14 protein-coding genes are annotated in these 18,182 nt (G+C 67.9%); 6 read left to right on the top strand and 8 right to left on the bottom strand.

The features are described 5' to 3' along the window. The first annotated feature begins 92 nt into the window (after positions 1–92). From NX02_RS04405 to NX02_RS04395, 3 genes are all read left to right on the top strand, one after another. A complete protein-coding gene (locus NX02_RS04405; protein WP_025290981.1) occupies positions 93–1,487 on the top strand; it encodes a M20/M25/M40 family metallo-hydrolase in 1,395 nt (464 codons plus the stop codon). 163 nt (positions 1,488–1,650) lie between these two features. Next, positions 1,651–1,848, top strand: coding sequence for a hypothetical protein (locus NX02_RS04400; RefSeq protein WP_025290980.1), 198 nt, complete (start codon positions 1,651–1,653; stop codon positions 1,846–1,848). A 135-nt stretch (positions 1,849–1,983) separates the two neighbouring features. Beyond that, complete coding sequence (locus NX02_RS04395; protein ID WP_025290979.1) at positions 1,984–2,424, top strand: hypothetical protein; 441 nt, start codon at positions 1,984–1,986, stop codon at positions 2,422–2,424. A gap of 67 nt (positions 2,425–2,491) precedes the next feature. Here NX02_RS04395 and dinB read toward each other — a convergent pair whose 3' ends face one another. Together dinB and NX02_RS04385 are read right to left on the bottom strand one after the other, a co-directional pair. Next, positions 2,492–3,565 (bottom strand): DNA polymerase IV, encoded by a 1,074-nt coding sequence (gene dinB / locus NX02_RS04390; protein WP_025290978.1) that lies wholly within the window; start codon positions 3,563–3,565, stop codon positions 2,492–2,494. A 131-nt stretch (positions 3,566–3,696) separates the two neighbouring features. Continuing rightward, the gene (locus NX02_RS04385; RefSeq protein WP_162232660.1) at positions 3,697–4,047 is read right to left on the bottom strand and encodes a hypothetical protein; all 351 of its coding nucleotides are present in this window, start codon (positions 4,045–4,047) and stop codon (positions 3,697–3,699) included. Positions 4,048–4,170: 123 nt separating this feature from the next. On the opposite strand from NX02_RS04385, the gene NX02_RS04380 reads away from it, so the two are divergent. Continuing rightward, positions 4,171–5,634 carry a helicase HerA domain-containing protein gene (locus tag NX02_RS04380; RefSeq protein WP_025290976.1) on the top strand — a complete coding sequence of 488 codons (1,464 nt, stop codon included), beginning with the start codon at positions 4,171–4,173 and terminating at the stop codon, positions 5,632–5,634. Positions 5,635–5,739: 105 nt separating this feature from the next. On the opposite strand, the gene NX02_RS04375 is transcribed toward NX02_RS04380, so the two are convergent. Then, the gene (locus NX02_RS04375; RefSeq protein ID WP_025290975.1) at positions 5,740–8,364 is read right to left on the bottom strand and encodes a glycoside hydrolase family 2; all 2,625 of its coding nucleotides are present in this window, start codon (positions 8,362–8,364) and stop codon (positions 5,740–5,742) included. A gap of 263 nt (positions 8,365–8,627) precedes the next feature. Further along, positions 8,628–9,380, bottom strand: coding sequence for a FadR/GntR family transcriptional regulator (locus tag NX02_RS04370; protein WP_025290974.1), 753 nt, complete (start codon positions 9,378–9,380; stop codon positions 8,628–8,630). An 83-nt stretch (positions 9,381–9,463) separates the two neighbouring features. On the opposite strand from NX02_RS04370, the gene manD reads away from it, so the two are divergent. Continuing rightward, positions 9,464–10,675: a D-mannonate dehydratase ManD gene (gene manD, locus NX02_RS04365; protein WP_025290973.1), complete on the top strand. Its 1,212-nt coding sequence runs from the start codon at positions 9,464–9,466 to the stop codon at positions 10,673–10,675. A 101-nt stretch (positions 10,676–10,776) separates the two neighbouring features. On the opposite strand, the gene NX02_RS04360 is transcribed toward manD, so the two are convergent. The 4 genes from NX02_RS04360 to dgoD all read right to left on the bottom strand — a co-directional run bounded on the left by NX02_RS04360 (position 10,777) and on the right by dgoD (position 15,338). After that, positions 10,777–11,742 carry an IS110 family RNA-guided transposase gene (locus tag NX02_RS04360; protein WP_025290252.1) on the bottom strand — a complete coding sequence of 322 codons (966 nt, stop codon included), beginning with the start codon at positions 11,740–11,742 and terminating at the stop codon, positions 10,777–10,779. A gap of 142 nt (positions 11,743–11,884) precedes the next feature. Then, the gene (locus NX02_RS04355) at positions 11,885–13,438 is read right to left on the bottom strand and encodes a sugar porter family MFS transporter (protein ID WP_025290972.1); all 1,554 of its coding nucleotides are present in this window, start codon (positions 13,436–13,438) and stop codon (positions 11,885–11,887) included. After that, positions 13,438–14,166, bottom strand: a complete 729-nt coding sequence (locus NX02_RS04350) for an SDR family NAD(P)-dependent oxidoreductase (protein ID WP_025290971.1) — start codon at positions 14,164–14,166, stop codon at positions 13,438–13,440. Before NX02_RS04350 ends, NX02_RS04355 begins: the two co-directional genes overlap by 1 nt. Continuing rightward, entirely contained in the window at positions 14,160–15,338 is a 1,179-nt protein-coding gene (dgoD, locus tag NX02_RS04345) for a galactonate dehydratase (RefSeq protein WP_025290970.1), read from the bottom strand. The genes NX02_RS04350 and dgoD overlap by 7 nt, the downstream gene beginning before the upstream one ends. Before the next feature lie 328 nt (positions 15,339–15,666). On the opposite strand from dgoD, the gene NX02_RS04340 reads away from it, so the two are divergent. Next, entirely contained in the window at positions 15,667–18,147 is a 2,481-nt protein-coding gene (locus NX02_RS04340) for a beta strand repeat-containing protein (protein ID WP_025290969.1), read from the top strand. Positions 18,148–18,182 lie beyond the last annotated feature (35 nt).

The raw sequence follows: 18,182 nt of genomic DNA, 5'->3' as shown, positions 1-18,182 counted from the left end.
CCGCCACTAGCGCGCGCAAGGCCGATTGGCAAACGCGCGCAAGGCGAACGGACCCGTTCCCATATGGGGATTCATCGGGTTACACCAAGGCCATGAAACAGCGCGCCATCCTCCCCGCCCTCGCCCTTCCCCTCATCCTCGCCGGCCAGCCGGCCCGTTCGGCCCCCGCCGACGATCCGGTCGCGACGGCGGCCACGCTGCGCGACAAGGCGCTGGCCGGCGACACCGTCGCCTGGGATCTGGTCGAGGGGCTGACCACCGAGGTCGGCCCGCGCATGGCGGGCACCGAGGCGGAGGCGCGCGCGCGTGCCTGGGCGGTGCCGCGGCTGAAGGCGCTGGGGTTCAGCAACGTCCGCATCGAGACCTGCGACATGCCGGTGTGGACCCGCGGCGCGGAGCGGGCGGCGGTGACCGCGCCCTTCCCCGCCAAACTGGCGGTGACCGCGCTCGGCAACAGCGCGGCGACGCCCGCCGAAGGGATCGAGGCCGAGGTCGTGGCGTTCGAGACGCTCGCCGACCTCGATGCGGCGCCCGCGGGCAGCCTTGCGGGCAAGATCGCCTTCGTGAGCCATGCGATGACCGCGACGCAGGACGGATCCTCCTACGGCGTGTTCGGCGCCGTGCGCCGGCGCGGCCCCGCCGTGGCGGCCGCCAAGGGCGCCATAGCGATCGTCATCCGCTCGGTCGGCACCGATCATCACCGCAACCCGCATGCCGGCGGCACCGTCTTCCCGGCCGGCAGCACCGCGATTCCCGCCGCCGCGCTCTCGATTCCCGACGCCGAGAACCTCCAGCGCATCCTCAAGCGCGGCAAGCCGGTGACGATGCGGCTGGTGCTGACGCCGACGTTCAGCGCCACCGGGCAATCGGGCAACGTCATCGCCGAGGTGCCGGGCAGCGATCCCGCGGCGGGAATCATCACCATCGGCGGGCATCTCGACAGCTGGGATCTCGCGACCGGCGCGATCGACGATGCCTCGGGCGTCGCGATCACCACCGCCGCGGCGAAAATGGTGATGGCCGCAGGCAAGCCGCGCCGTACGATCCGCGTCGTGTGGTACGGCGCCGAGGAGGTGGGCGGCTGCGGCGGCCCATCCTATCTCGCCGCGCATCGCGACGAGAAGCATGTGCTGACGGCCGAATCGGATTTCGGCGCGGACCGGGTGTGGGCGGTGAAATTCACCTTGCCGGCCGCTGCCGCTCCCCTGGGCGATCGCATCGCCCGGGCGCTGGCGCCGATCGGCATCGGCCGCAATCCGGCCCCGGCCACCGGGGGTGCGGATATCGCCCCGCTCGTGAAGGCGGGGGTGCCGGTGATCGACCTCGAACAGGACGGGACTCGGTATTTCGACATCCACCACACACCCGACGATACGCTCGACAAGGTCGATCCGGCGCAGCTCAGGCAGAATGTTGCGGCCTGGACGACAATGTTATGGCTTGCCGCAAATGCACCGGAAACTCTTGCTGCAGCGCCGCAAAAGTGACGGAATTCAGCCGTTGTTCAGCTATTTCCCCTCACCGAGCGGGAGAAATCCCGAGCCCGGTCGTGTAAAATTCCCATTGACGGCCGGACCGAGCCCTTTATTTGGATCGGCTCGCAACGGCATTCGGGCCGGATGCGAACAAGACGCTATGGGAGCAATACGAATGAAGAAGCTGAGCTTTGTTCTCGCTGCCGCCGGCCTGATGACCCTGGCCGCCTGCGGTGAGACGACCCCGACCGAGAACGCTGCTGAGAACGTCGAGGACGTTGCGGCGAACGCCGAGGACGTGATCGAGAACATCTCCGAGAACGCTGCCGAAGCCATCGACAACGTCGTGGACAACACGACCAACGCGATGTGATCGGCTTCCGTGCCGCACCGCGGCACGGGATCGAGATACGAAAAAGGGCGGTCCCCGGGGGGGGATCGCCCTTTTTTGTTGCCCCTCCCTTGCCCTGCGCTACCATCTGCCGCGGGGCGATCGGGGGATCATCATATGGCGAAGCCGTTTCCGGAAATCATCGATATCGACGATGCGATGCGCTGCTGCCGCCTCGGCATGCTGGCGTCTCTGGCATTCGCGGCGCTTGGCGTGATCGGCGTCGCCGTCGCCGTGATCACCGGCGGTGGCCAGGCGGTCACGTCGATGCAGGACGGCATGACCTGGCTGGCAGGAACGGCGAGCGCCGAGATCGTGATCGCGCTGGTCGCCGCGTGGCGCTTTCGCCGTAACCGCGGACTGATCGCGGGCAGCATCCTGCTGTTGGTGTTCCTCTTCGAATTCATCGGCAAATTCTTCATCGGCTTTCCCGGCGTGTTCGGGATCGTCATTCACCTGTTCATCGGCATCGGCATCATCAACGGCATCCGCGGCGCGATCGCGATGCGCAACACCGACACGCTCGATTCCGAGGCGCTGGCGCGCGAGTTCGAATAGTCCGGCCAAGCCCGCGGCACCTGAGCGAAACCCTCTCCCGATCGGTGGCAGACCGGTCGGGACGGTATCAGCCGGCGAGGTCCAGTTCGGGCTCGCGCACCGGGCCGTCGTCGGGATCCTCCAGCTTGGACAAGGTGACGCCGATCAGCCTGATGCCCGCGCGCAGCGGATAGAGACCGCGCACCAGCACCACCGCCGTCTCGAACAGGGTCGCGCGGCTGTCGACCGGGCTGCCCAGCGTGCGGCTGCGGGTGACCTGCTGGAAATCGGCATAGCGGATCTTCACCGTTACGGTGCGGCCGCTGCCGCCGCTGCGTTCGCACCATCCCCACACATCGTCGACCATCGCGGCAACGCCCTCTTCCACCTCGGCGGGTGCGGTCAGATCCCGCGCGAAGGTGGTTTCGGAGCCGGAGGACTTGCGCGGCCGGTCCGGCGTCACCTCGCGATCATCCTCGCCGCGTGCGATCGCGTGGTACCAGCGGCCCGCCTTGCCGAAATTGGCCTGCAGGAAGGCGAGGTCGCGTTCGCGCAGGTCGGTGCCGGTGAAGATGCCCAGCCGGTTCATCTTCTCCGCGGTGCGCGGGCCGATGCCGTGGAAGCGCCCCACCTCGAGCGCGGCGATGAAGGCCACCCCCTGCGCGGGGGTGATGACGAACTGGCCGTTGGGTTTGTTCTGGTCCGACGCGAGCTTGGCGAGGAACTTGTTGTAGGAGATGCCGGCAGACGCCGTGAGCGCGGTTTCGGCGAGGATGCGCGCGCGAATCTCCTCCGCGGTCGCGGTGGCGGAGGGGAGGCCGCGGCGATTCCCGGTCACGTCGAGATAGGCCTCGTCGAGCGAGAGCGGCTCCACCAGCGCGGTATAATCGAGGAAGATCGCGCGAATCTGCTGCGAGACCGCCTTGTAGACGTCGAATCGGGGGCGGACGAACAGCAGTTCCGGACAACGGCGGAGCGCCGTGACCGAGGGCATCGCCGATCGCACCCCGAACGCGCGCGCCTCATAGCTGGCGGCCGCGACCACGCCGCGCCCGCCGCCATGGCCCACGGCCAGCGGCCGGCCGCGCAGCGCCGGATCGTCGCGCTGCTCGACCGACGCATAGAAGGCGTCCATGTCGACATGGATGATCTTACGCACCATCGCGGGGCAACCATGCCGCGCGAAGCGCGCCGGGGCTAGGGTGTGGCGGGACGGAGTTATCGCGGCCGGCGCCGCGCTCCTTTTTCCGCCCCGACGCTACGCGCCGGTGAGGAAAAGAGTAGCAACGGCCCCTACGCCAGCCCCAGCGACCGCCGCTGGACCGCACGGGCGGCGAGATAGTCCGCGGTCGCGACCAGCGCGACGAGCGCGAAGGCGGTCAGCGCCTGGCCACGCTTCTGTCCATCCGAACGGGCCGCGGCCACCGCCAGCGTGCCGAGATCGGTGACGTCGGCGGCGAAGCGCGTCCACACCGGCCCGCTGCGATCGGCGATCACCGGCGGCGCGATCACGGGCGGTGCTGCGAACGCCGTGGCCAGGGGCGCCGGCGTGCGGGCGATGCGGCGGCGGCGGACGACCAGGTCGATCACGCCCGCGGCCACGCTGGCCGCTCCGATCGCATAGCCGATATGCCTTGCCTTCATCATCATCTCCTCGGTTGCGACCAGAGAACGGCGCGATCGCCATCTGCGTTCCCGATACGCGATCCGGCGCATCGCATGCCATAGCGCTTGCCGATCCGCGCCCCAGTGCGCCAAAGAGGCGCTGTGACCGTCAGCGTTGATATGGGGACCGACGGCACGGGTAGCTCCGTGCCGATCGATGTCGAAGAATTGCTTGCCACCCGCCTGCTCGTGCAGGGCAATTCGGGTTCGGGAAAATCGCACCTCCTGCGCCGCCTGCTGGAAGGCAGCGCGGGCATGGTCCAGCAGGTCATCATCGATCCGGAGGGGGATTTCGTGACCCTGGCCGAGCCGTTCGGCCATGTCGTGATCGAGGCATCGGACCATAGCGAGCGCGAGATCGCCCGATTCGCCACGCGCATCCGCGAGCATCGCGCCTCGGTGGTGCTGAGCCTGGAGGGCGTGGACGTGGAGGCGCAGATGCGCTGCGCCGCCGCCTTCATCGCCGCGATGTTCGATGCCCCGCGCGAACATTGGTTCCCCGCGCTGGTGGTGGTGGACGAGGCGCAGCTTTTCGCCCCCGCCGCCGCCGGCGACGTGCCCGACGATATCCGCCGCGCCTCGCTGACAGCGATGACCAATCTGATGTGCCGCGGCCGCAAGCGCGGGCTGGCCGGCATCATCGCCACGCAGCGCCTTGCCAAGCTCGCCAAGAACGTCGCTGCCGAAGCCTCCAACTTCCTGATGGGGCGCACCTTCCTCGACATCGACATGGCGCGTGCCGCCGACCTGCTGGGCATGGACCGCCGCCAGGCCGAGCAGATCCGCGACCTCCAGCGCGGTTCGTTCCTCGCGCTCGGCCCCGCCATCTCGCGCCGGCCGGTGGCGGTGAAGATCGGCCCGGTGAAGACCAGCGCGCGCAGCGGCGGCGTGATGCTGCTGCCGCTGCCCGAACAGGCCCCCGCCGCCGACATGCGCGACCTGCTGCTGGCGCCGGTGCCGATCGAGCCGACCCTGCCGCTGGTCGCCCCCGCGCCGCGCCCGGTGCCCGCCGCCGAGGTGATCGACGCAATCGAGCGCCCCGCCCCCGCCGCGCTGCCCGATGCGGAGCCGGTCGATCCCGGGAAACTGGCCGAGGCGATCGACCGCGCGCTGCGCGACCTCGTCGCCGACCCCGACAGCGGCTTCCGCGCCAATGCCGTGCTCTTTCAGGATTTCCAGACGCGCTGCCGGATGCTGGGCGTCTCCGCCGCGTCGATCGGCCTCGCCGAATTCGGCCGCCGCCTCGCGGCGACGCGCGCGGGCATCGACCTTGCCGGTGACGAGGATTGGAACCAGGCGATGGCGCTCGCCGCCGAACTGCCGGACGACATGCTGGGCGCCTTCCTGCTGATCGCCCGCGCCGCGCGCGAAGGCGATGCCTGCCCTTCCAACGATGCGATCGCCGCGGTCTATGGCACGCAATCGCCGGGGCGGGTGAAGCGGCTGCTGGCGTTCATCGAGCAGCGCGGCCTGATCGCCTCGCGCACCGACCTCGCCGGCAAGCGCACGATCGCGGTGCCGCAACTGGGATGGACGACGGCGCCGTCGGAGGCGCAGGCGGCGTAAGTCCCCCTCCCGCTTGCGGGAGGGGTTAGGGGAGGGCCTGTTGGAAGGGCCACATATCCACCGGACAGGCCCTCCCCCGACCCCTCCCGCAAGCGGGAGGGGAGTTTACTTTACCCGTTCCACCCGGATTCCGCTCACCAGCGCCTCACCCGCCTCGCCCTTGAAGGCGAGGTTCAGCGCGTCATCCGTCACCGCCACCTCGAACGTCCGCACCAGCGCGGTCATCGGCGCGCCGGCGGCCTTCACCACGTCCAGCCCGCGCAGCGCGGGGCGGCCCTCGGCGGAGACGGTGAACAGGCGAGCGCCGGGTTTTACCGCCGCGTCGGGCTCGAACAGATGCAGGGTCACGCGGTAACGGCCCCTGGGGACGGGAATGGCGTAGGCGAAGTCGCCCGCGCGCCAGCTCTCATAGGGTGCCTGATCGCTCGTGCCCGCAACCGGACGCACCGGGCCGGGCTGGCCGCCGCGGCTGGACGACGGCTGGTCGCGGAAATGGCCGGTGCCGCCGGTAACGAACACGTCCGACCCCCACAGCAAACCGTCCGCACCGCGCCTGCCGACCAGGGTGCCGGCGCGAATCGCGTAGACGCCGGGCTTGCCCGCGAACTGCCATTCGATCGCATCGGACACCGCACCTGCCCTGGCCTCCAGCAGGTTGGCGCCGGCGTCCAGCGCCACACCCGGCCAGCGGCAGATGCCGAGATCGCATTTCGCCGCGCCGAGATCGCGGCCGTTGAGGCTCAGCCGCACGCTCGGCTGGTTGCTGTAGGCCTTCACCTCGGCCAGCGGATAGGGCCGGTCGACATGACGGCGGCTGGTCAGGTGCACGAAGGCCTCCTTCGACCAGTTCGCCTTGTAGAAATAGAAGGCGTCCTTCTTCGTCCTGCGATCGAAGCTGATCAGCCCCTTGTCATTGGTATCGGTGAGGTCGCCTTCGAGGCGGAGCTCGTTCGAGAAGTCGAACATGTTCCACACCCAGCTCGCCCAGACATAGGACCTGGACGCGATCTGCCGCCAGCTTTCCTCGAGGATATGGCTCTGGAACTCCTCCGGATGCGGGCGGCCGAACGGCGCGATCGGGGCCGCGGTGGGATCATCGCTGTGCTGGGTGAGCGCGCCGCCGGCGCCATATTCGCTGATCGAGATCGGCTGCTTCGGATAGAGCGCATGCAGCCGGTCGAGATCGGGGCCGAGCGCGGTCACGTCGGGCGCGTACCAGCCATGATAGCGGTTGTAGCCGATCACGTCGGTGATGCCCGCCACCGTATCCAGCCCCGCGCGCGCTTCGGACGGGATCGAGCCGCAGCAATCGGCGAGCGTGGCCGGACGGCTGGGATCCTCCTCATGCACCACCTGCTGCAGGCGTTCGAGCAGCGGCCTGGCGTTGGAGGTGCCGCGCCCCTTGGCGGCTTCGAGGTTGACCTCGTTGGCGATCGACCAGACCGCGATCGAGGGGTGGTTGTAGGTCTGGCGGATCAGTTCGCGGAGCTGCTGCTCGGCATTGGCGGCGAAGCCGGGGGTGGTTTTTTCCTGCCCCCAGGGCGCCGAGCGATCGACCAGCGGAATTTCCGCCCAGGTGACGAGCCCGGCCTCGTCCGCCGCGTCATAGGCGGCATCGGCATGCTGATAGTGGGCGAGGCGCAGCGTGTTGGCGCCGATCTCGCGGATCAGCGCCATATCCTCGGCGATGTCGGCCGCGTCGATCGCCCAGCCCTTCACCGGCCGGTCCTGATGGCGCGAGACGCCCTTCAGATCGACATGCGCGCCGTTGATCCAGAAGCCGGTATCGGCATCGATGCGGAAGGTGCGGATGCCGAGCGGCTGTTCGACGCGGTCGCGCAGCCGGCCCCTCGCATCGGCGATGTCGACGCGGACGCGGTAGAGATAGGCTCTGCCGACATCCCACAGCTTCGCGTCCGGCACGGTCAGGCTCTGCGCCAGTTCGGCGCTGCCCTTCCCCGCCACCGGCTGCTTGCCCCGCGCGGTGGCGACGGTGCGGCCGTCCGCATCGAGGATGGTGGTGATGATTTCCGCGGTCTCGGCGCGGGGCTGGTCATTCTCCAGCTTCGTCGTGATGGCGATGCGCGCCGCGCCGCCTTCGACCGCCTCGGTGCGCGCATAGACACCAGGGCCGCCCATGTCGCGCATCGCGATCCTGAGCGGTGCGGTCAGCACCAGCCGCGCCGGGCGATAGAGCCCGCCATACATCGGCCAGTCGCCGTTCATCGGCGGGATCTCGGCGGTGGGCGAGCCCGGATCGCGCGGCGACGAATTGTCGGCGCGCACCACCAGCAGATTGTCCCCCGTCGGCTTCAGCGCCGTGGTGGCATCGAAGCGGAAGCGGGCGAAGGCGCCGGCATGGCGGCCGAGCTTGACGCCGTTCAGCCAGACGTCGGCGATGATGCTCGCCGCGTCGAACTCGATCCAGGCGTGGCGATCGCCCATCTTCTCCGGCGTCGGGAAGCGCATCCGGTACCAGCCGGGGCCGTGGACGTTCTGATAGTCGCTGCGCTTTTCGGCGGTGCCGCCCATCCGGTTCCAGTTGTGCGGCAGCACGACCGGCTGCCAGCCCCTGTCGTCGAAACCCGCCTGCGCGGCCGCCGGATGATCCCCCAGTTCGAAACGCCAGCCGTCGACCAGCGGCCGGGTCTGCCGATCCTGGGCGAAGGCGGGTGCGGCAACCGCGGCGAGGATCACCGGCACGGTGAAGCAGGCGAGCTTGGACATCATATGGCCTTCGGTTGCGCGATCGGAAGCTGATCGTGATCGATCGGGAGAGACAGCGGCTTTGCGAAGCATATCGTCTCCGCCTTATTGGTAAGGCCAGTTAAGAAGAGGCTTCCCACTCTGTCAATATGTCAGGCGTAATGTGGGAATTTTGGTGGCAGATCGACTGACGGGAGCGGCCGGACTTTTTCTGCCCCGACCTTAGCTCGGGCAGGAAAGCCGCTGGTTTCGATGCCGATAGGCAAACGACCCCGAAGCCCGATCGCCTACAACGCGGCGCGGCGGGCGATCCGATGCCGATGCGCCTCCGCCTCCGCCTGCGCCTTCTGCATCAGTTCCAGTTCGGTCGCGGCGAGCAGATCGTCGGTCACGCGGCGCAGGTGCGTGCGCATCGCCTGGCGCGCCACTTGCGGGTCGCGGGTGCGCAGCGCCTCGACGATCAGGCGATGCTCGTCGACGCGCGGCTTTATGCCTTCGTGTCGCGCCTGATCGAACATTGCGACGCACAGCGGCGAGCGCTCGCGAACGTTCCAGAGCATCTCGACCACCGACTGGACAAGACTGTTCCCCGTCGCTTCAGCGATCAGCATGTGAAACTGACGGTCTGCCTGCAGGTCCGCGGGGGATCCGGGCAGCGCCGCGGCCATGTCCGCCAACGCCGCTTCGAGCGCGGCGAGCCCTTCGGGTTCGATCGCGGTCGCGGCGAGCGCGGCGGCCTCCCCCTCGAACATGATCCGCGCCTCGACCAGTTCGAACGCGCCGACATCCAGTTCGGGCAGATCCGCCATCGGCTGCGGCGCGGCGCTGACATAGATGCCCGATCCCTGCCGCGCCTCGACCAGCCCGCGAATCTCCAGCGCGATCATCGCCTCGCGGATCGTGGGCCGGCTGACCGCATAATGTTCGGCAAGATCGCGCTCACCCGGAAGCCGCGATCCGGGGGGATAGCGACGATCCGCGATGGCCGAGACGATATCCTCGGCGATGCGCTGATAAAGTTTGCGGGGTGCGCTGGCCATATGCCGAGATTCCACATCAGCCGTCTTGACACAAGCGGAGAGACATCAGACCAGACCGGCCTGACCAATTTAAAGGAATGATCGTGCCGAAGATCGTCAATGCCCGCGTGATCGTCACCTGCCCGGGCAGGAACTTCGTGACCTTGAAGATCGAGTGCGACGACGGCACCACCGGCGTCGGCGATGCGACCTTGAACGGCCGCGAGCTTTCGGTCGCGAGCTACCTGACCGACCATGTCATCCCGTGCCTGATCGGCCGCGACGCGCACCGCATCGAGGATATCTGGCAGTATCTGTACAAGGGCGCGTACTGGCGCCGCGGCCCGGTGACGATGACCGCGATCGCCGCGGTCGACATGGCGCTGTGGGATATCAAGGGCAAGCTGGCCGGGCTGCCGGTCTATCAGCTGCTGGGCGGTGCGAGCCGCGAGGGGGTGATGGTCTATGGCCATGCCAACGGCACGACGATCGAGGACACGATCGAGGCCGCGCTCGACTATCAGCGGCAGGGCTACAAGGCGATCCGCATCCAGTGCGGCGTGCCGGGCATGCCGAGCACCTATGGCGTCAGCAAGGATCGCTATTTCTACGAGCCGGCGGATGCCGACCTGCCGACCGAGAATGTCTGGAGCACGTCCAAATATCTCCGCATCGTGCCCGAGCTGTTCGAGGCGGCGCGCGCGGCGCTGGGGTGGGACGTGCACCTGCTGCACGACATCCACCATCGCCTGACCCCGATCGAGGCGGGGCGGCTCGGCAGGGATCTTGAGCCGTACCGCCCGTTCTGGCTGGAGGATGCGACCCCGGCCGAGAACCAGGAGGCGTTCCGCCTGATCCGCCAGCACACCACCGCGCCGCTGGCGGTGGGCGAGATCTTCAATTCGATCTGGGACGTCAAGGACCTGATCCAGAACCAGCTGATCGACTATGTCCGCGCGACCGTGGTCCATGCCGGCGGCATCACCCACCTGCGCCGGATCGCGGCGCTGGCCGACCTCTACCAAATCCGCACCGGCTGCCATGGCGCGACCGACCTGTCGCCGGTGTGCATGGCCGCCGCGCTCCACTTCGACCTTTCCGTGCCCAATTTCGGCGTGCAGGAATATATGCGGCACACGCCCGAGACCGACGCGGTGTTCCCGCACGCCTACAGCTTTGCGGACGGCATGATGCACCCGGGCGATGCGCCCGGCCTGGGTGTCGACATCGATGAGGAGCTGGCCGCCGGTTACGACTATAAGCGCGCCTTCCTGCCGGTGAACCGGCTGGAAGACGGCACGATGCACAGCTGGTGATTTGCGATCTCCTCCCCGGTTTTATCGGGGAGGAGAATGAATGCGAGGCGATCTCCCCCGCTCCGTTCGTCCCGAGCGCAGTCGAGCATCTGTCTTCCAGGTCAAGCGGGTTTGGGCGCCCACACGCGATTTTTGGTGATGAGGGTGTTGGCAAGCGCGACGAGTTTTCGTGCGACGGCGATGAGGGCGAGCTTTGGAGCTTTTCCGCGCGCGAGAAGGCCATCGTAGAAGCGCTTCAAGTCGGGGTTGCGGCGGCTGGCGACGAGCGCGGCCATGTAGAGGGTGGATCTGAGCTCGGCGCGTCCGCCGCGTATGGATCGCTTGCCGCGCATGCCGCCGCTGTCGCGGGCGAAGGGCGCGAGGCCGACGAGGGCTGCGGCCTGCTTGTTGGTAATGCGGCCGAGTTCGTGGAGGTATGAGAGGAAGGCCTGGGTGCTGATGGGGCCGATGGCGGGGATGGATCGCAGGATTTTGGCTTTGCGCGTCATCTCGGCATCAGCCTTGATCAGTTCCTCGATCTTCACCTCGATGCGATCGATATGCGTGGCGATCGAGCTCAGCCTTCTTTTATGTTCGCTCTTGAGGAAGCTGCCCTGCGTGACGCTGAGCCTGTTGCGCAGCGCGGTCTGTTCGGCGAGCGCCGCGGTGCGGGCGCTGACGAGTTCCTGAAGCTCCTCCTGCCGCCGGCTCACCGGCTCGGATGCCGAGAGGCCGAAGCGATCGGCCATCAATGCCAGCATGGCGGCATCGATCGCATCGGTCTTGGCGAGTTTGCCGGCAGCCTCGGCGAACAGCCTGGCCCTCAGCGGATTGACGAGCGCCACCGGCAGTCCGGCATCATGCAGATGGCGTTGGACGTCCCGATGATAGCGCGACGTCGGCTCCATCAGCACCAGCTTCACCGCGAACCGGCCGAGCACCTCGACCAGGCGGTCATGCCCGGCACTGTCGTTGCTCACCCGCAGCTGCTCGCCCACCGGGTGAATGTGGATGTCCAAATTGGCCTTGCTCACATCGACGCCGACATGGACCTCCGGCAGCGACTTGTCCTCGACCTTTCCTTGCATACGGGACTTGCTCCCCTTCATTTGTTCAGGCCAGACTTGAAGGGAGCAGAGGGACGATCTCGACTACGGCTCGAACAAGGGACACTCGGTCCCGTCCGTCCGACCGCCGGGGGTGGCCACCCCCGGCGGTCGCCCTTCTGGACTACCAGATCGGGCTGACCGCAAGATGCAAGGGACAAGGGAGCCCGCGCCGGATTTTCAAGCGATCTTTGCGTGACTCGTCCCTCGACTGCGCTCGGGACGAACGGCGGGGGGGGGGGCAGGCTACGAAATCACCGCCACCCCGCCTCGATCTCCTCCAGGCTCTTGCCCTGGTCTCCGGCAACGCACGGCTGATGAACAGGAAGCCCGCCACGCAGATTACCGCATAGAGCCAGAAGGTCATCCCCGTTCCTGCTGCGGCGTTGAGCAGCGGGAAGCTGTAGGTCAGCACGAAGCAGGCGGCCCACAATGCGGTGGTCGCCATCGCCATGCTGGCGCCGCGCGCCTCGCCCGGAAAGATCTCGGAGAGCGCCACCCACGTCACCGGCGCCAGCGTCATCGCATAACAGGCAATCGCGGCGACGACGAGCGCGAGCAGCGGCCAGCCCTGCGCACCCGCCAGATAGCAGCCGCCGAGCACGACATAGATGCCGGCGAGCCCCGCGCAGCCGATCAGCAGGAGGCGCCGCCGGCCCCAGCGCTCGATCGTGACCAGCGCGACCAGGGTAAAGGCGCAGTTCACCGCGCCGGTAATGACGATGTTGAACAAGGTATCCGACACCGCATAGCCGGCGGAAGCGAAGATCTCCTGCGCATAGTTGAAGATCACGTTGATGCCGCACCATTGCTGCAGCACCGCCAGCACCACGCCGATCGCCAGCACGCGGCGGAAGCGCGGTTCACCGAGCACGGCGCGCAGACTGCGTCCGGGTGCGGCGGCCAGCGCCTGCCGGATGCCGTCCAACGCGTCGGCCGCATAGGCATCGCCGCCGAAGCGGCGCAGCACCGCGGCGCTGCGATCCCACTGGCCGCGCTGCGCCAGCCAGCGCGGGCTTTCCGGGATGAACAGACAGCCGATCAGGAAGGCGAGCGCGGGCAGCGCCGCCACCGCGAACATCCAGCGCCAGCCGACCGTGCCGTTCCACGACGCGGCGATGTCCGCCGCGGTGGCGCCCACCGGTACCGGCTGGGCGATCAGCCAGTTGACGATCTGCGCGCCGAGCAGGCCGATGACGATGGCGATCTGGTTGAGACAGACCAGCCGGCCGCGGCTGGCGGGCGGTGCGATTTCGGCGATGTAGAGCGGCGACAGGCCCGAGGCCATGCCGATCGCGACGCCACCGAAGATGCGCCATGCGACGAAATCGCCGAAACCCTGCGCCAGCGCGGTGCCGATCGACGAGACCGCGAAGATCAGCGCCGCAAGCAGCAGCGCCGCGCGGCGGCCGAAGCGGTCGCCCAGCGCGCCGGAGCCGACCGCGCCGATCAGGCAGCCGATCAGCGCGCAGCTCACCGCCCAGGCCTGGTCGGCGGGCGCGGCGAGGCCGAAGCCCGCCTCGTAGAAGGGCTTGGCGCCGCCGATCACCACCCAGTCATAGCCGAACAGCAACCCGCCGAGCGCGGAGACCGCCGCCGCCAGCCACACCGCGCCCGAGGCGGCGGCCGGCACCGATCCCGTGGCACCGCGGGCATCGTGATAGACCGGCCCCGCCATCAGAGCCGCCCCATCCGGCCGCCATCGGCGACGACATCCTCGCCGGTGATGAAGCGCGCCGCATCCGAGGCGAGGAACTGCGCCAGCGCCGCGATATCCTCGGGCTGGCCGAGATCGGCGGGATCGACCACCTCCGCGCCCGAGCGGATGTTGGGGCTGGCGTGGAGCATCGGCGTGTCGATCGCGCCGGGCAGGATGGCGTTGACGCGGATGCCGAGCGGCTTGCCCTCGATCGCCGCCGAGCGCGTGAGGCTGACCAGCCCGGCCTTCGCCGCGGCATAGGGCGCAACCAGAGGCGAGGTGCGCCGCGCATGGACCGAGGCGATGTTGACCACCACGCCCCCTGCCCGCATCCGCCGCAGCGCCTGCCCCGTAAACAGCGCGGCGCTGATCAGGTTGACGTCGAGCAGCCGGCGCCAGTCCGCGCCCGTCAGTTCGGCAACGGGCTTGTAGATCATCATGCCGGCGACGTTGACGATCACGTCGAGGCTGCCGAACGCGGCGATGGCGGCGTCGACCGCCGCCTCCACCGCCTGCTCGTCCGCAACATCCGCCTGGACAGCGCGCGCATCGGCGGCGCCGGCCGCTTTCAGCGCAGCGACCGCGCTGCCATCGTCGGCGCGGGCATCGACCAGCAGGATCGACGCCCCCTCCCCAGCGAATGCCCGCGCAACGGCAAGGCCGATGCCGCCGAGACCGCCGGTCACCAGCACGCCACGGCTCACCATTCGCGGAGCCCCCCGTCCGGCCCGCGCCATGCGGGGTTGCGCCAGCGGTGCGGATCGCGCGCCATCTCGCGCACCGCGGCCTCGTCGATCTCGACGCCCAGCCCCGGCGCCTCGGGCACCGCGACCGTCCCGCCGGTGACCGCGAACATCTCCGGATTGGTCATCAAGGTCGTCAGATCCTCGGCCGGGCCGTTATAATGGATGCCGAGCGACATTTCCTGGATCACGAAATTGGGTGTCGCCGCCGCGACATGCAGGCAGGCGGCGAGCGCCAGCGGACCGATCGGGCAATGCGGCGCGAAGGCCACGTCATAGGCCTCCGCCATCGCAGCGATGCGCCGGCATTCGGAAATGCCGCCGGCGTGGGAGAGATCGGGCTGGGCGATGTCGATCGCGGCGCTTTCGAAAAAGGGCCGGAAATCCCAGCGGCTGTAGAGGCGTTCGCCCATCGCGATCGGCACGCTGGTGTGGCGCGCGATCTGCTCGATCGCGGCTGGATGCTCGCCCAGCAGAACTTCCTCGGCGAACAGCGGCCGCAGCGGCTCGATCGCGCCGAGGATCGCGCGCGCCATCGGCTTGTGGACGCGGCCGTGGAAGTCGAGCCCGACATCGATGCCGGTATCGCGCACCAGCCCCAGCCGCTCGACGACACCGTCGATATGCGCGGTGCTTTCGAGCCAGCCGGTTTCCTCGACGCCGTTCATCTTCACCGCGGTGAAGCCCTGCACCTTGCGCGCGGCAGCAGCGGCGGCAACGTCGTGCGGGCGATCGCCGCCGATCCAGGCATAGACCGCGATGCGATCGCGCACCCGGCCGCCGAGCAGTTGATACACGGGCACGCCCAGCTTGCGCGCTTTCATGTCCCACAGCGCCTGATCGATGCCGGCAATGGCGGACATCAGCACCGGGCCGCCGCGATAGAAGCCGAGCCGGTAGAGCAACTGCCACGCATCCTCGATGCGATCGGGATCGTGGCCGATCAGCCTGTCGCGCGCTGCATCGATCGCACCGCAGACCGACTCGACATGGCCTTCGAGCGTGGCCTCTCCCCAACCGACGGCGCCCTGGGCGCTTTCGACGCGGACGAACAGCCAGCGCGGGCGGACCGGGAAACAGTCGATCCGGGCGATGCGATCGGGCGGACTACGGGTATCGGAAGCGTCGGGGCGCACGGGTCAGACCATCCCTCTCGGTTCGGTTGCCGCGCGGGCCGCGGCACCGTCCGTCGGATATATCTGATCAATATGTAGAACTCAAATCCATATGATGAGGACATACATCCCTCCGGCCCGATCGTTTGCGGCATCGCATCGATCGCCTGCCGGCACCGTGATGGGCAGGACCGCGATACCGCGCACCAGGGACTGGCTGCACGAAAAATCGTCCGGATGACCACGCTCCGCGCTTCCCGGTCGCCGCCCTGCCCGCTTATATGGAAGACCTGTTGTACGCGGCCCGACATCGTCGATAGTTCAGCGACAATAACGGAGAGGATCCGAAATGCCCGTCTATAACGGTACCGCCTATGCGGACATGATCGCCGGCGATCAATTCGGCGTGGCGGACGACATTATTTTCGGTCTCGGCGGCAACGACACCCTGTCTGGACTGGATGGTGCGGACAGGATCGAGGGCGGCAGCGGCAATGATAGTCTCGATGGCGGCACTGGCGTCGATACGCTGAGCTACGCGTCGGCACTGGCGCGGATCGCAGTCGATCTCGCCATCGTCGGAGCGCAATCGACCATCGGCGCGGGCATCGACAGTGTGACGGGGTTCGAGAACATCGTTGGATCCGCCCATGACGACAGGCTGTCCGGCAACGAGATCGCCAATCTCATCGAGGGCGGAGAGGCGAAGGACAGGTTGGCCGGCCGCGGTGGGAACGACACGCTGGACGGACAAACGGGAGACGATGTGCTCGATGGCGGCCTCGGCGACGATCTGCTGATCGGCGGGGAGGGATTCGACCGGGCGGACTATGCATCCAGCCTGATCGGCGTCACCGTCGACCTTGCGGTGCAGGGCAACGCGCAGAATACGGGCGGTGCCGGCGCGGACACGCTCGTCGGTATCGAAGGCGTCGTCGGGTCCAATCTTGCCGACCAGTTGAGCGGCGACAGCGGCGCCAATGAAGTGCTCGGAGGCCTCGGCGACGACGCCTTGTCGGGCGGCGACGGCGATGACCTGCTCGACGGCGGCGGTGGCACCGATCTCGCCCGCTATGCGACCGCGGGCGCCGCGGTTACCATCAACCTCCTCAGCCAGTGGGCGCAGAATACGGGCGGCGCCGGCATCGACACGCTGCGCGGCATCGAGAATGTCGAGGGCAGCGCGTTCGACGACGTGCTGACCGGCAACGCCTTCGGCAACCTGCTCGCAGGTGGCCTTGGCAATGACGTGCTGAACGGCGGCCTGGGCAACGACCGGCTGGACGGCAGCGATGGTGTCGATACCGCCAGCTATGCCAATGCCACCGGCGCGATCCGGGTCAATCTGGCGCTGACCACCGCGCAGTCGACGATCTCCGCCGGCAGCGACACGTTCGCGGGCATCGAGAATGTCACCGGCAGCGGGCATGACGACCAAATCACCGGCGATGCCGGCGACAATATGCTGGTCGGCAATGGCGGCAACGATCTGCTGGTCGGTGGCGCGGGCAACGACCTGCTCAGCGGCGGCGCCGGGACCGACACGGCGAGCTATGCTGCGGCGCCCGGCGGCGTTTCGGTGAATCTGGCCCTCGGCACCGCGCAGGATACAGGGGGCGTCGGCGTCGATACGTTGCTGTTCATCGAGAACCTGACCGGCTCCGCCTATGCAGATACGCTCGTCGGATCGACACAGGTCAACATCCTGCTCGGCGGTGGGGGCAACGACATCATCGACGGCGCGGGAGCGAATGACGTGCTCGACGGCGGCGCCGGCGACGACATCATCCGGGGTGGCAACGGCAACGATCATCTGACTGGTGGGGTCGGCAATGATCAGGTGTACGGGGGTGCCGGCGACGATTTCTTCATGCCCGGTGGCGGCAACGACCTGTTCGACGGCGGCACCGGCTCCGACACGGTGGATTATTCGGCGGCAGCCGGCCGAGTTCTGGTAAGGCTGAGCGGCCCTACCGGTCTGCCGATCGCCCCGGGGCAGGGCTATGACACGCTCATCGACATCGACCACATCATCGCCGGCGCCTTCAATGACGAACTCATCGGCAAGGATGTAGGAAACGGTACTGCCAGCGGCGCGATTCTCGATGGGCGCGGCGGCGACGACGTCATCGCCAGTGCATCGAGGGGCGTATGGGACACGCTGATCGGCGACGATGGCAATGACTATCTCTCGGGCACCGGCGGCGACACGCTGATCGGGGGAGCGGGTGACGACAGGTATAATATCACCATCTATTCGGCCCTCGTGCCGTCGCTCCACGAGGAGCCTGACGAAGGCCATGACGTACTCTTCGTCTCCACAGGGCCCGTCGACTTCGTCATGCCGGATCATTTCGAGGATTTCCGACTGTCATCCGTCGCGGACGGCGTCAACGCAGACGGCAATGCGCTGGACAATCTGATCGAGGGGAGCTGGGGCGACAGCATCTTCAACGGACTCGGCGGCAACGACACCATCATCGGCAGTCGGGGCAGCGATATTCTGTCCGGTGGCGAAGGCGCCGACCGCTTCATCTACACCAGCCTGCTCGATTCGCCCGGGGAACTGGGCATCGACCGGATCATCGATCTGGCCGAATCCGACGTCATCGATCTTTCCGCCATCGATGCCAGCTCGAATGCGCAAGGCAACGGGACGTTCACGCTCGTCGCCGCACTCACCGGCACGGCCGGACAACTGGCTATGGTGTTCGATGAAAACACCGACACCACGAGGCTGCTGGGAGACGTCGATGGCGATACCGTCGCCGACCTCGTCATCCATGTCACCGGCGATGTCCGGCCGCTGGCGACCGACTGGGTGCTTTAGGTGCGGCGGAAGGCGCGGTTTGGGGGCGAGCGTTT

Source organism: Sphingomonas sanxanigenens DSM 19645 = NX02, assembly GCF_000512205.2.
In the GTDB taxonomy this organism is placed as follows: domain Bacteria; phylum Pseudomonadota; class Alphaproteobacteria; order Sphingomonadales; family Sphingomonadaceae; genus Sphingomonas_D; species Sphingomonas_D sanxanigenens.
This window is presented reverse-complemented; position numbering and strand designations above follow the sequence as displayed.

Bases quoted from the DNA above. Each gene is read 5' to 3' on its own strand.
- NX02_RS04400 (WP_025290980.1), top strand. From the start codon at position 1,651: ATGAAGAAGCTGAGCTTTGTTCTCGCTGCCGCCGGCCTGATGACCCTG.
- NX02_RS04405 (WP_025290981.1), top strand. From the start codon at position 93: ATGAAACAGCGCGCCATCCTCCCCGCCCTCGCCCTTCCCCTCATCCTC.
- NX02_RS04375 (WP_025290975.1), bottom strand. From the start codon at position 8,364: ATGATGTCCAAGCTCGCCTGCTTCACCGTGCCGGTGATCCTCGCCGCG.
- NX02_RS04355 (WP_025290972.1), bottom strand. From the start codon at position 13,438: ATGGCGGGGCCGGTCTATCACGATGCCCGCGGTGCCACGGGATCGGTG.
- dinB (WP_025290978.1), bottom strand. From the start codon at position 3,565: ATGGTGCGTAAGATCATCCATGTCGACATGGACGCCTTCTATGCGTCG.
- NX02_RS04395 (WP_025290979.1), top strand. From the start codon at position 1,984: ATGGCGAAGCCGTTTCCGGAAATCATCGATATCGACGATGCGATGCGC.
- NX02_RS04360 (WP_025290252.1), bottom strand. From the start codon at position 11,742: ATGCAAGGAAAGGTCGAGGACAAGTCGCTGCCGGAGGTCCATGTCGGC.
- NX02_RS04340 (WP_025290969.1), top strand. From the start codon at position 15,667: ATGCCCGTCTATAACGGTACCGCCTATGCGGACATGATCGCCGGCGAT.
- NX02_RS04385 (WP_162232660.1), bottom strand. From the start codon at position 4,047: ATGAAGGCAAGGCATATCGGCTATGCGATCGGAGCGGCCAGCGTGGCC.
- NX02_RS04370 (WP_025290974.1), bottom strand. From the start codon at position 9,380: ATGGCCAGCGCACCCCGCAAACTTTATCAGCGCATCGCCGAGGATATC.
- NX02_RS04350 (WP_025290971.1), bottom strand. From the start codon at position 14,166: ATGGTGAGCCGTGGCGTGCTGGTGACCGGCGGTCTCGGCGGCATCGGC.